The organism is Pseudomonas capeferrum (assembly GCF_000731675.1).
Classification (GTDB): Bacteria; Pseudomonadota; Gammaproteobacteria; order Pseudomonadales; family Pseudomonadaceae; genus Aquipseudomonas; species Aquipseudomonas capeferrum.
The window spans coordinates 444,828-457,167 of record NZ_JMIT01000002.1 but is presented as its reverse complement, the minus strand read 5'-3'; the positions used below and the strand labels follow the sequence as shown (position 1 = coordinate 457,167).

Below are 12,340 nucleotides of genomic sequence, written 5' to 3'. Positions count from 1 at the left end.
GTCAGGTCTTGTCCTTGTTCAGGCGGTTGGCGACCCAGGTGAGTACCAGCACGAAGGCGAAGTACGAGATCACCAGCGCGCTGTTGAAGTGGCCGCTGCTGTTGCGCATGTTGTTCAGGTACACCTGCAAGGTCTCATAGCGGGTGCCGACCAGCAGGTTGGCGAAGACGAACTCGCCGAACAGAAACGAGAACGACAGCAACAGGGCAACCATCAGGCCTTTGCGCAGGTTCGGCAGCACCACCAGGAACGCCGCCTGCCAGGTGCTGGCCCCGAGCAGTTGGGCGGCGTCCATCAGGTCGCGCAGGTTGATCGCCTGCAGGTTGTTGGTGATCGCCCGGTACATGAATGGCAGGGCGATGGTGAAGTAGCAACCGATCAGGATCCACGGCGTGCCGACCATGGCCATCGGCCCGCTGCCGTACAACTGCAGCAGGCCCACCGATGACACCACCGGCGGCACCGCGAAGGGCAGCAGGATGAGGACGTTCATCAGCGCGTCGAGTTTGGGGAAATGGTAGTGCACCACGAACAACAGCGGCAGGATCAAAACCACCGACAGCAGCAGCGCCCCCACGCACACCAGCAGCGACTGGCCAAAGGCGGCCAGGAAGCGCGGCTCGCTCCACAACGCCACGTACCACTTCAGGGTCAGCCCGCTGGGCAGCAGGCTGGCCGACCAACTGGTGGCCAGGGAGTAAAGCAGGGTGCCGGCCAGTGGCAGCAGCATGATCATGAACAGCAGGTACACCACCATGCGGTGGTAGAGGTTGGAATGGCCATCAGCGCGCATGGTAGCTCCTTTTCAGCAGCCATTGATGAACCACCGTGACCAGCGTCATCAGCGCCACAAGCACCATGGCCAGGGCGCTGGCCAGGTTGGGGTCGAGGCTGATGTCACCGGCCACCAGGCCGGCGATGCGGATCGTCAGCACGTTGAAGTTGCCGGTGGTCAGCGCATAGACGGTAGCGTAGGCACCCAAGGCATTGGCCAGCAGGATGACGAAGGTGCCGAGCAGCGCCGGGGTCAGCACGGGTAGGCCGATATGCCGCCAGTATTGCCAGTGGTTGGCGCCAAGCAGCGCGGCCGATTCACGCCAGTCTTCACGCAAAGCGTCGAAAGCGGGGTACAGCAACAGCACGCCCAAGGGGATCTGGAAGTAGGTGTAGACCAGGATAAGCCCGGTCTTGGAGTAGATGCTGAAGTCTTCCAGCAGGCCGATCTGCTTGAGCAGCAAGGTCAGGGCGCCGTTGAAACCGAGCAGAATGATGAATGCAAACGCCAGCGGCACGCCGCTGAAGTTGCTGGTCATGTTGGCGAAGGCACTGACGAAGTCGCGCAGGCGTGAATCCACCTGGCGTAGCGAGTAGGCGCCGAGAGTGGCGATGACGATGCCGAACAGGCTCGACCAGAAGCTGATCTCAAGGCTGCGTTGCAGGGCCTGCAGGTAGAACTTCGAGGCGAACACCTTGCTGAAGTTCTCTACACCCCAGCCCGCTTCCGACTGCACGCTGTTGATTGCCACCCAGGCCAGCGGGGCAATCTGGAAGATGACGAAGAACACGGCGAACGGCAGCAGGCAGAGCAGGGCAAGGTAACGGCCGCGATGGCTGGCATTCACTTGAGCAGCTCCCGGCACACCGATTTGTCGTGGGCCACGCCGAGCAGTTCGCAGAGGGTCCCACACAACTCGGTTTGCAGCGGTTTGGCTGCAGGGTCGAGGCTGAACCCGTCGCCAAAGACGAACAGCGGGACCTCGCGTTCCTCGGCCAGCAGGCCGTTGTGCGAGCGGTCGTTGTTCATGCCGTGGTCGGCGGTGACCAGCACCTGGTAGCCCTCTTCGAGCCAGCGCGGCAGGTAGTCGGCCAAAAGGATATCGGCACTGCGCGCCGCGTTGCGGTACTGGCTGCTGTCCAGGCCATGGCGGTGGCCGACATCGTCGATGCTCATCGGGTGCACCAGCAGAAAATTCGGTGCGTGACGGCGGCGCAGGTATTCGGCGTCGGCCAGCAAGTGCGAATCGGGGTAACGGTCGTCCCAGTAGAACAGCCCATGCTGGATCGGCAGCTTGGGCGCATGGGTGTGGCGGTCGCGCTGGGCGTCGAAGGGCGAGCGGTTGTATAGCTCGCTCATCCAGTGATAGGCCGCCGCCGCCGTGCCCAGCCCCGCTTCGCGGGCGTAGTGGAACACGCTGCGCTGGTTGGACAAGCGGTTGACGTTGTTGTGCACGATACCGCTGTCGATCGGCGATACGCCGGTGAGAATGCACTCGTACAGCGGGCGCGACAGTGATGGCAGCTCGCATTCGACGCGGTACAGGGCGGCGCGATCGGCCTCGACGTAGGCATGCAGGTGGCCCATGGCATGGTGGGCGACCTGGTGGTTGAGGCCGTCGAGCAGGACCAGGATGACGTTGTGTTGCATGGTGGCTCCAGTCAATAACCGCGTTGCCTGCTTCGCGGGGCAAGCCCGCTCCCAGGTGCACCACAGTGCTCAAGGTTGTGGTGACTCTGTGGGAGCGGGCTTGCCCCGCGAAAGGGTCGGTAGAGGCGCTAGACAGCTACCCCCTTACTCCATCTCGATGATCACTTGCTCGTTCCACATCTGCGGCAGCTTCTTCGAGGTCGCTTCCCAGACTGCGGCATCCTTGATCGGCTGCGCAGCCCCGTACTGGTCGTTGGGCAGCAGCTTGGCCTGCACATCAGCCGGCAACTTCAGGTGCTCGGCGCGGATCGGCCGGGCGTGGCCGATGGCCAGGTTGGTCTGCCCTGCATCACTGAAGATGTACTCACGCGCAAGCTTGGCCGCGTTCGGGTGCTTGGCGTACTTGTTGATGATGGTGGTATAGCCCGACGTGACCGAGCCGTCCGAGGGGATCAGCACCTCGAAGCGTTTGGGATCGATCTGATCACGGTAGCTCAGGCCATTGAAGTCCCACACCACGCCGACCTCCACTTCGCCCTTCTCCAGGGTTTGGATGGTCGGGTTGGCCAGTGACAGGCGCTTCTGCTGGGCCAGTTTGGTGAACAGCTGCAGGCCCGGCGCGATATTGGCTTCGTCACCCTTGTAGGCGATGGCAGCGGCCAGTACGCCGTTGGCGGCCTGGGCAGCGGTGCCGACGTCGCCGATGGCGACCTTGTACTTGCCTTTTTCCAGGTCATGCCAGGTTTTCGGGCGCTCCTCTTCCTTCACCAGGTCTTTGTTGATGATGAACGCGATGGTGCCGGTATAGGCCAGCGCCCAGTGCCCGTCCTTGTCCTTGGCCCACTCCGGCACCTGGTCCCAGGTGCTCGGCTTGTACGGCTGGCTCACGCCCTGGGTCACCGCAATCGGCCCGAAGGCGGCGCCAACGTCGCCGATGTCGGCGCTGGCGTTGTCCTTCTCGGCAGCGAACTTGGCGAGCTCCTGGGCCGAGCTCATGTCGGTGTCGCTGTGCTTGAGGCCATACTTGCTGGCGAGGTCTTCCCAGGTGCCTTTCCAGTTGGCCCAGGCATCGGGCATGCCCACGCTGTTGACGGTGCCTTCCTTGCGGGCGGCGTCTTCCAGGGCCTTGAGGTCGGTGCCGGCGGCCATGGCCGTGGTACACAAGGCGATGGCCGAACCGAGCAGTGACGCCATGAAGAACTTTTTCATCCGAAGCTCCTTGGGTGGGTGCCGTTTGCGATTGTTGTCATGAATGAAGCTATTGCCGACGACCTTTGGTCTAGGTCAGCAAACCTTGAGCCAAGGTAGGTCGCTTGCGTGACAGTTTGATGTAGGGAGAGGCCTGAAGCGGTGGCTCCGGTTGCCTGAAAATACAGCGTAGACCAGATCCCAAGCCCTGATTTGCCTAGCTTGGCCCGAATCTGGCAAAGCCCTTGTGGCGCCTTTGTCACGGGATGTTCATCAGCCCTGCCTAGGCTTGCACTACGCTCCAGATGCCCTGTCATGGGGCTGGACTAGTCCAGATAGGTAACCTTTGATGCAGCCAACGCCACCGCGTGCGGTAACAGCCATCTGCCACGCCCTGCAAGAGCAGATCAAACACGGCCTGCTGGCGCCGGGGGGCAAGCTGCCGGCCGAACGCAAGCTCAGCGAGGTGTTCGACACCACCCGCATCACCCTGCGCGAGGCCTTGGCGCAGCTGGAAGCCCAGGGGCTGATCTATCGGGAAGAGCGCCGCGGCTGGTTCGTCGCGCCCCAGCGGCTGACCTATGACCTGATCGAGCGTAGCCACTTTCATGCCATGGTGCGTGATCAGGGGCGGGTACCGAGTACCGAGTTGCTGTCGGCGCGGCTGCAGCCTGCCTCGGCCATTGTCTGCGCACGGCTGCATATGCCGGCGTTGTCCAGTGTGGTGCGTATCTGCCGGTTGCGGCGTATCGATGGGCGGGCGGTGCTGTATGCCGAGCATTACCTCAACCCCGCGTACTTCCCCGGGATTCTCGAGCAGGACCTGGCCCAGTCACTGACCGAGATCTACGGTCGCGTCTATGGCATTGGTTACGGGCAGGTGTGTTTCGAGATCTTGCCCACGGCGTTACCGGTGGACGCGGCAGCGGCGCTGAAGGTGTCGGTTGGCAGCCCTGGGTTGCATATCACCCGGGTCAACAGCGACCAGCATGGGCATCTGATCGACTGTGACCTCGAGTATTGGCGGCATGATGCAATCCGCATTCGTGCCCAGGCCGGTTGAGGGGGGACGCTAGCTGGACGAACCGGCTTCGCTCATGCCGCCACCGCCCGCCGTCACCACCTGCACCGACAACCGCGGCGTTGCCAGGTCCAGCCCGGCCTCATCCAGCTGGCGCTTCAACGCCAGGTTGAACGCCCGTGACACTTCCCACTGCTTGATCGGCGCGGTCTTGAAGCGTGCCCGCAAGATCGCCGAGCCCGACTCGAAGCTCTCTACCCCCTGCAGCTCCAGCGGCGACCAGATATTGCGGCGCATCAACGGGTCGTTACGCAGCTTCTGCCCGACCTCGCGGATCAGTGTGATCGCCTGGTCGATGTTCATGCTGTGCGGAATCGCCACGCGGAATATCGCGTAGCCGAACTCCCGCGAGTAGTTCTTGATGCTCTTGATCTCGCTGAACGGGATGGTGTGCACGATGCCGTCGATGTCGCGCAGGCGCACGGTGCGAATGGTCAACCCCTCGACCGTGCCCAGGTGCCCGCCGACATCTACGTAGTCGTCGATGGCCAGCGAATCCTCGATGATGATGAACAACCCGGTGATCAGGTCGGCCACCAGTGACTGCGCGCCAAAACCGATGGCCAGGCCGATCACACCGGCACCGGCCAGCAGCGGGGTGACGTTCATGCCCATGTTGGCCAGGGCGACGATCACCGCGATGATGAAGATGGCCACGAACATCACGTTGCGGATCAGCGGCATCATGGTTTGCGCGCGGGCGTTGGCCAGGCCGCGGCGCGAGCGTACCAGCGCATGGTGCACGGCCGTGTCGGCCAAGATCCACACCAGCCAGGCGGCAATCAATGTGCCGGCCAGGCCCAGCAGGCGCAGGCTCACTTCATGGCCGTCGCCCTCGGCGAAGCTGATCATCGACAGGCCCCACACGCGCAGCCCCAGTTCGATGAACAGCAGCCAGATGAACAGGTGCACCAGGGCGTAGGCGAAGTTGCGCAGGCGCTCGGTGTACACCGCCTGGCGCTTGTTGGCGCGCTTGGGGTTGGCGGCGTGGCGGCGCACCAGGCCGTTGAGCACCATGCACACCACCACCAGTACCGTGCACATCAGCGACTGGCGCAGGGCGGTGCTGGTGTCGCCGGCCGAGATGAAGGTGGCGAACAGCGAAATGGCCACCAGGATCATCGCCGGTACGAACCAGAAGCTGCCCAGAATCTCAATGGTGTCGCTCAGGGTGCGCCGGGTCAGGCGCCGGTCCAACGGTTGGTTGCGGATCAGGTGGGCGATCGGGCGGCGGAACCGCAGAATGAACAGCCCGGTGCAGATCGCTGCGATGACATTGGCCAGGGTTGCCAGGGCGTGTGCCAGGTGGGTGCCGAGGGCGACGGTCATGCGTGGGTCGCTCATGGCTTCGCCGAAGGCGGCAAAGCTGCCGATCAGCCACAGCGGGCGGAAAGCCTGGTGCCGCAGGATGTGCAGGGCGCGGTGGCGATGGGGGCCGTCGAGCAGCGAGAAGGCGATCACGCAGATGGCCGAGAAGCAGGTGCCCACCACCAGCGCGTACGCCAGCACCATGGCCATGGACTTGCCCAGCGAGGAGGGCAGGGCAAAGCTCAAGTACACGGTGAACACCAGGGCCACCAGCCAAGGCCCGAGTTTGCGCAGGGCAAAGCGCACCAGGTCCCAGGTCCGGGGGTGCTGGGGCAATTCTTCGGTGAGGCCGAAGCGTAGCCGTACCCGGTGGCCGACCCAGTTGAAGGCATACGCCAGCAGGCTCCAGACGGCGATGATCGCGGCAAAACCGAACAGGATCGCCGGCCATTGGTGCACCGGCACCATCAGTTCGGTCAGTTCAGTCTGGGCCTGGTCGATTTCCATCGACCAGCGGTGGAAGGGGCTGGCGTCGCCGCTGAACTGCCGTTCGAAATCATGCAGCGCACCGCCGATCAGGCCTAATACGCCTTGTTCGACGGTGGGTTGCGATTGCTGCGTAGCGTCGCGCAGTTTTTTCAGGTCGGCCAGCAGCTTGGCACGCTGCTGGTCGTTTTCCAGGTTCTTGATCACCTCGTCCAGCGACTTGCCCAGCGGCTCGGTGGCCGCAGGCTGGGCAGGCGTACCGGCGCCGAGCAGGCTCGGCAGGCCAGCGGCCTGAACCGGGGAGATGAGCAGAAACAGCAGCAGGGACAGGTAACGCAGGAGGGCAGGCACCGGGAAATCTACCTCAGGTCAAACGATTGACCGAGTGTAGAGGTTTATGTGGGCAGTTTCTCCAGGATCTTCCAGCAGGTGAGGCCGAAGATGCCCAGCGTGCCGATCCACATCATCAGCACACCGATGTTGCGCTCGCGCAGGCTGAAGCCGATGGTCAGCAGCAGCAGGAACAGGAACACCGGCACGAACAGGGACAGGAAGGGGGACATGGACAGCAATCCTTTTGCAGTGGGGCCATGTAACAAGCATAGCGGTTAGCAGGCGAAGCGGGTTGATCCGAGGCAGTAGCAAGACCTGTTTCGGCTTCTTCGCAGGGGTGTGCTGTGAAGAAGCCGTCAGTTACACCCTTACACTCAGGGCAGCTCGCGGCTGCGATAGAACGCGGTCAGCACCTTCACCAGGTGCGCCAGGTCGTGGCTGCCGCACAACTCGCGGATCGAGTGCATGGCAAAGGTCGGCAAGCCGATATCGACCGTGCGCACGCCCAGGTGGCTGGCGGTGATCGGACCGATGGTCGAGCCGCAGCCCATGTCGCTGCGCACCACGAAGCTCTGCACCGGCACTTCCTCGGCCATGCACAGGTGGCGGAAGAACCCGGCGGTTTCGCTGTTGGTGGCGTAGCGCTGGTTGTTGTTGACCTTGATCACCGGCCCTGCGTTGAGCTTGGGCCCGTGGTTGCCGTCATGCCGGTCCGCGTAGTTGGGGTGCACGCCGTGGGCGTTGTCGGCCGAGACCATCAGCGAGCGCTGAATGGTGCGCACGTAGGTGTCGCCTTCGGGCAGCAGGCGTTGCAGGGTCTGCTCCAGCATCGGGCCGTCGGCGCCGCAGGCCGAGCACGAGCCGACTTCTTCGTGGTCGTTGCACACCAGCACGCAGGTCTCGTCGCTGTCGGCGGCCAGCAGTGCCTGCAGGCCGGCATAGCATGACAGCAGGTTGTCCAGGCGGGCACCGGCGATGAAGTCACGGTTGATGCCGATCAACGCGGCATCCTGGGTGTCGTAGAAACTCAGCTCGTAGTCCAGCACCACGTCGGCATTGAGCTCGTGCTCGCGGGCCAACTGCTCGGTGAGCAGGGCGCGGAAGTCGATGCGCTCATCGCCGGCGACCTGGGCCAGGATCGGTGGCAGTTCGTTCTGCGGGTTGATCTGCCAGCCTTCGTTGGCGGTGCGGTTGAGGTGGATCGCCAGGTTGGGGATGACCGCGATGGGCAGCTTGAAGTCGATGAGCTGGCTCTCGACCTTGCCGTCACGGCGGAACGTGACCCGCCCTGCCAGGGACAGGTCGCGGTCGAACCAGGGCGCCAACAGCGCACCGCCGTACACCTCTACGCCCAGCTGCAGGAAGCCTTGGCGCTGCAGTTCGGGTTGCGGCTTGACCCGCAGGCACGGGCTGTCGGTGTGGGCGCCGACCATGCGGATACCGCTCAGCAGGGGCGCTTGCTTGCCCAGTTTGATGGCGATGATCGAGGAGTCGTTGCGGGTGACGTAATACCGACCGCCAGGCACCGTGGCCCAGCTGTCGCGCTCGTCCAGGCGCTGGTAGCCGGCTGCCTCGAGGCGCAGGGCCAGGCTGGCAGTGGCGTGGAAGGGCGTGGGGGAGGCCTTGAGGAAATCGATCAGGCCAGTGTTCAGTGCTTCGCGCATAACTCACTCCAGACAGCAGTGGCGCGAGTTTAACGCAGATAGATCACAAATTGTGTCGGGCCAGTCGCGGGCAAGCCCGCGAAGGTCATCAGAAGGGTGCCGGGCACTCGAACTTCAACCGTTCCCCGGAAACCGGGTGGGTAAAGCTCAACATCGCGGCATGCAGGCACAAGCGCTCATGCGCTGCCAGGGCCTCAGGGTTGGCGTACAAGCGGTCGCCCAGCAGCGGGTGGCCGATCGACAGCATGTGCACGCGCAACTGGTGCGAACGCCCGGTAATCGGGGTCAGCTCGACCCGGCAGTAATCGCCGCAGCGTTCCAGGATGCGCCAGAAGGTCAGGGCATGCTTGCCCTGCTCGTGGTCCACTACATGCCGAGGCTTGGTCGGCGGGTCGTAGCGCAGGGGCAGGTCGATGCTGCCGCTGTCCAGCGCCGGCTGGCCCCAGCACAGGGCGGTATAGGCCTTCTCGGTCTCACGGTCGTGGAACTGGCGCGACAGCTCGCGGTGGCTGTCGGCATCGCGGGCCAGCAGGATGATGCCCGAGGTTTCCCAGTCCAGACGGTGCACGATCAGCGCATCGGGGTAGCCGTTTTGTTGCAGGCGGGTGATCAGGCAGTCCTTGTTGTCATCGGCACGGCCGGGTACCGACAGCAGCAGGGTTGGCTTGTTGACCACCAGGATGGCGGCGTCTTCGTGGAGGATCTGGACGTTTGACAGCGGCATTGCGTGGTCTCGGTTGAATCAGGGGAAAAAAGCGGGGCCGCTTTGCGGCCCATTCGCGGCACAAGGCCGCTCCTACAGGGGAACGGGAGCCCTTGTAGAAGCGGCCTTGTGCCGCGAATGGGTTGCAAAGCAGCCCCAGCTTTCAGCCAGATCAGCGATCCGGCAGGGTAATGTTCAGCTCCAGAATCGAGCAGCTGCCCTGGTTCTCCAGCTCGATGTGCACATCATCGTTGCCGATGTTCACATACTTGCGGATCACTTCGAGCAGTTCTTTCTGCAGGGCCGGCAGGTAGTCCGGTTCGCTGCGTTGGCCGCGCTCATGCGCCACGATGATCTGTAGACGCTCTTTCGCCACCGACGCGCTGGTCTGTTTCTGTCTGCCACGAAAGAAGTCAAAAAGGTTCATGGTTTACTTGCCTCCAAACAGGCGCGCGAAGAATCCTTGCTTCGGCACTTCGATGAACCGCAGGGGCTTTTCTTTGCCCAGCAAGCGGTCGACGGTGTCGCTATAGGCCTGGCCGGCATCGCTCTGGTCGTCGAGGATGACCGGAATGCCCTGGTTGGAAGCCTTGAGCACTGCCTGGGACTCGGGGATCACGCCCTTGAGTTTGATCGCCAGGATGTCGGTAACGTCGTCGATGCTCAGCATTTCGCCTTTTTCGACGCGCTCGGGGTGGTAGCGGGTGATCAGCAGGTGTTCCTTGATCGGCTCTTCGCCGTTTTCGGAGCGGCGCGACTTGCTCGACAGGATGCCCAGCATACGGTCCGAGTCACGTACCGAGGAAACCTCAGGGTTGGTCACGACAATGGCTTCGTCGGCGAAATACATCGCCAGGTGTGCGCCTTTTTCGATACCGGCCGGGGAGTCGCAGATGACGTACTCGAAGTCTTTCTTGAGCTCCATCAGCACTTTCTCGACGCCTTCCTGGGTCAGCGCGTCCTTGTCACGGGTCTGGCTGGCGGCCAGCACGTACAGATTCTCGAGGCGCTTGTCCTTGATCAGGGCCTGCTGCAGGTTGGCTTCGCCGTTGACCACGTTGACGAAGTCATACACCACGCGGCGCTCGCAGCCCATGATCAGGTCGAGGTTACGCAGGCCGACGTCGAAGTCGACGATGACCGTCTTGTGGCCGCGCAGTGCGAGGCCGGTGCCGATGGCGGCGCTGGTGGTGGTCTTGCCCACACCCCCCTTGCCGGAAGTAACGACGAGAATCTTGGCCAAGGTGTTTCACCCCTAAATAAGTTGGGACAGGTGTCCCAGCAATATGCAAAAAACGGCAACAGGTAAAAAAGTTGCTCTAAAAATGACGGCAAGTATCCGTTAAAGACGGGTGATGTTCAACACGTCACCGGACAGGCTGACTTGCACGCCGGAGCCCCACAGCGGGTCGCGGCGCAGGTCTTCGCAGACCTTGTACTGGCCAGCGATCGAGACCATTTCCGCAGTCATCTGCTGGCAGAAGATGCGCGCTTTGGTGTTGCCCTTGATGCCCGCCAGGGCGCGCCCGCGCATGGCGCCGTACACATGGATGTTGCCATCGGCCAGAAGTTCCGCACCCGGGCTGACCGAACCGGTCACCACCAGGTCGCCACCCTGAGCGTAGATCTGCTGGCCGCCACGCACGGGCGCAGTGATGATGCGCGTCGGGCGCACCTGTGGCTCGACCGCAGGCGCAGGCGCCGGGGCTGGCTCGGGCTGCTTCACCTCAGGCTCTGGCTCCAGCGGCCGCTCGCGGGCACCGGACGGCGGCAGTACCGGCAGGTCGATGGCGATCGCTGCGGCGATGTCTTCGATGCGGTTGGCGCGGATCGCCAGGGTACGCAGGCCATGATGGCGGCAGATACGCATCAGGCCGGGCAGGTCGATCGCGCCTTCGCTGGCCGGCAGTTTGTCCAGCGCCAGCACCAGCGGCGTGTTGCTGAAGAAGTTGGGCGCCTGGGCGACTTTGGCCGCCAGTTGGCGGTCAAGGGCTTCAAGGTCATTGCGCGCCAGTTCCAGCACTGTGATGGCGAGCATGCTGCCCTTGAGCTGGAACACGGAGGCGGTGTCGGGGGTCTGGTTTAGGCTCATGGTCTGCATAGACGGCTTGTTGCGAAAAAAGTGCCCTGACTTATAACGAGAACACCCGTTGCCCGCAACATGCGCTGATCCGTTGTAGAATGCGCGGCCTTTGTCTTTCCGGAAGCTTCAATGGAACGCCCGCGTTTTCGTCCCTATTTCCTCCACCCACGATTCTGGGGCCTGTGGCTGGGCCTGGGCCTGCTGTGGCTGGTGGTCCAGTTGCCGTACCGGGCCTTGCTGTGGCTCGGAAGCGCCCTGGGCGCGCTGATGTACCGGGTGGCCGGTGAGCGTCGACGCATTGCCGCGCGCAACCTGGAGCTGTGCTTCCCGGAGCTGTCTGTCGACGAACGGCAGCGTTTGTTGAAGGCCAATTTCGCCTCTACCGGTATCGCCTTCTTCGAAATGGCCATGAGTTGGTGGTGGCCCAAGGCCAGGCTTGCGCGCCTGGCCCATATCGAAGGCCTCGAGCACCTGCAGGCAGCCCAGCAGGCAGGGCAGGGCGCGATTCTGATGGCCGTGCATTTCACCACCCTGGAAATCGGCGCCGCGCTGTTGGGCCAGCAACACACCATCGATGGCATGTACCGTGAGCACGGTAACCCGCTGTTCGACTTCATCCAGCGCAGCGGCCGTGAGCGGCATAACCTCGACTCGCTGGCGGTGGAGCGTGAGGATGTGCGCGGCATGCTCAAGCTGCTGCGTTCCGGCCGGGCGATCTGGTACGCGCCAGACCAGGACTACGGTGCCAAGCAGAGCCTGTTCGTGCCGCTGTTCGGCATCCCGGCAGCGACCGTGACCGCCACGACCAAGTTCGCCCGTTTGGGCAAGGCGCAGGTCATCCCGTTTACCCAGAAGCGCCTCGAAGACGGCAGCGGCTATCGTTTGGTGATTCACCCGCCTCTGGCAGATTTCCCTGGGGAAAGCGAAGAGGCGGACTGCCTGCGCATCAACCAGTGGATCGAAGGTGTATTGCGCGAGTGCCCCGAGCAGTACCTGTGGGCGCACCGGCGCTTCAAGTCACGGCCCGAAGGGGCGCCCCGGCTGTACGACAAGAAAAAGCGTTGATCGT

General features: G+C 63.3%; 13 protein-coding genes. 2 read left to right on the top strand and 11 right to left on the bottom strand.

Annotated features, from left to right (window positions below):
* Nucleotide 1 precedes the first annotated feature (1 nt).
* The 4 genes from PC358_RS14560 to PC358_RS14545 form a co-directional block, all read right to left on the bottom strand.
* The gene (locus tag PC358_RS14560; protein ID WP_033700743.1) at nt 2-793 is read right to left on the bottom strand and encodes an ABC transporter permease; all 792 of its coding nucleotides are present in this window, start codon (nt 791-793) and stop codon (nt 2-4) included.
* A complete protein-coding gene (locus tag PC358_RS14555) occupies nt 783-1,622 on the bottom strand; it encodes an ABC transporter permease (protein ID WP_033700742.1) in 840 nt (279 codons plus the stop codon). Before PC358_RS14555 ends, PC358_RS14560 begins: the two co-directional genes overlap by 11 nt.
* On the bottom strand, nt 1,619-2,425 hold the full coding sequence (locus PC358_RS14550; protein WP_033700741.1) for an alkaline phosphatase family protein: 807 nt from the start codon (nt 2,423-2,425) through the stop codon (nt 1,619-1,621). Before PC358_RS14550 ends, PC358_RS14555 begins: the two co-directional genes overlap by 4 nt.
* Nucleotides 2,426-2,569: 144 nt before the next feature.
* Nucleotides 2,570-3,634 carry an ABC transporter substrate-binding protein gene (locus PC358_RS14545; protein WP_033700740.1) on the bottom strand — a complete coding sequence of 355 codons (1,065 nt, stop codon included), beginning with the start codon at nt 3,632-3,634 and terminating at the stop codon, nt 2,570-2,572.
* Between the two features lie 328 nt (nt 3,635-3,962).
* Between PC358_RS14545 and PC358_RS14540 the strand changes: the two genes are divergently transcribed.
* Nucleotides 3,963-4,676, top strand: a complete 714-nt coding sequence (locus PC358_RS14540) for a UTRA domain-containing protein (protein ID WP_033700738.1) — start codon at nt 3,963-3,965, stop codon at nt 4,674-4,676.
* 9 nt (nt 4,677-4,685) lie between these two features.
* Here PC358_RS14540 and PC358_RS14535 read toward each other — a convergent pair whose 3' ends face one another.
* From PC358_RS14535 to minC, 7 genes are all read right to left on the bottom strand, one after another.
* The gene (locus tag PC358_RS14535; protein ID WP_033700737.1) at nt 4,686-6,839 is read right to left on the bottom strand and encodes a mechanosensitive ion channel family protein; all 2,154 of its coding nucleotides are present in this window, start codon (nt 6,837-6,839) and stop codon (nt 4,686-4,688) included.
* A 44-nt stretch (nt 6,840-6,883) separates the two neighbouring features.
* Nucleotides 6,884-7,051, bottom strand: coding sequence for a hypothetical protein (locus PC358_RS27925; protein ID WP_167334464.1), 168 nt, complete (start codon nt 7,049-7,051; stop codon nt 6,884-6,886).
* Between the two features lie 144 nt (nt 7,052-7,195).
* The gene (locus tag PC358_RS14530) at nt 7,196-8,485 is read right to left on the bottom strand and encodes a M18 family aminopeptidase (protein ID WP_033700736.1); all 1,290 of its coding nucleotides are present in this window, start codon (nt 8,483-8,485) and stop codon (nt 7,196-7,198) included.
* Nucleotides 8,486-8,573: 88 nt separating this feature from the next.
* Nucleotides 8,574-9,209: an RluA family pseudouridine synthase gene (locus PC358_RS14525; RefSeq protein WP_033700735.1), complete on the bottom strand. Its 636-nt coding sequence runs from the start codon at nt 9,207-9,209 to the stop codon at nt 8,574-8,576.
* A gap of 151 nt (nt 9,210-9,360) precedes the next feature.
* Entirely contained in the window at nt 9,361-9,615 is a 255-nt protein-coding gene (gene minE, locus PC358_RS14520; protein ID WP_003252572.1) for a cell division topological specificity factor MinE, read from the bottom strand.
* 3 nt (nt 9,616-9,618) lie between these two features.
* Nucleotides 9,619-10,431 (bottom strand): septum site-determining protein MinD, encoded by an 813-nt coding sequence (minD, locus tag PC358_RS14515; protein ID WP_033700734.1) that lies wholly within the window; start codon nt 10,429-10,431, stop codon nt 9,619-9,621.
* 99 nt (nt 10,432-10,530) lie between these two features.
* On the bottom strand, nt 10,531-11,289 hold the full coding sequence (gene minC / locus PC358_RS14510; protein WP_033700733.1) for a septum site-determining protein MinC: 759 nt from the start codon (nt 11,287-11,289) through the stop codon (nt 10,531-10,533).
* Nucleotides 11,290-11,400: 111 nt separating this feature from the next.
* Between minC and PC358_RS14505 the strand changes: the two genes are divergently transcribed.
* On the top strand, nt 11,401-12,336 hold the full coding sequence (locus tag PC358_RS14505) for a lipid A biosynthesis lauroyl acyltransferase (protein WP_033700732.1): 936 nt from the start codon (nt 11,401-11,403) through the stop codon (nt 12,334-12,336).
* The last annotated feature ends 4 nt before the right edge of the window (nt 12,337-12,340 follow it).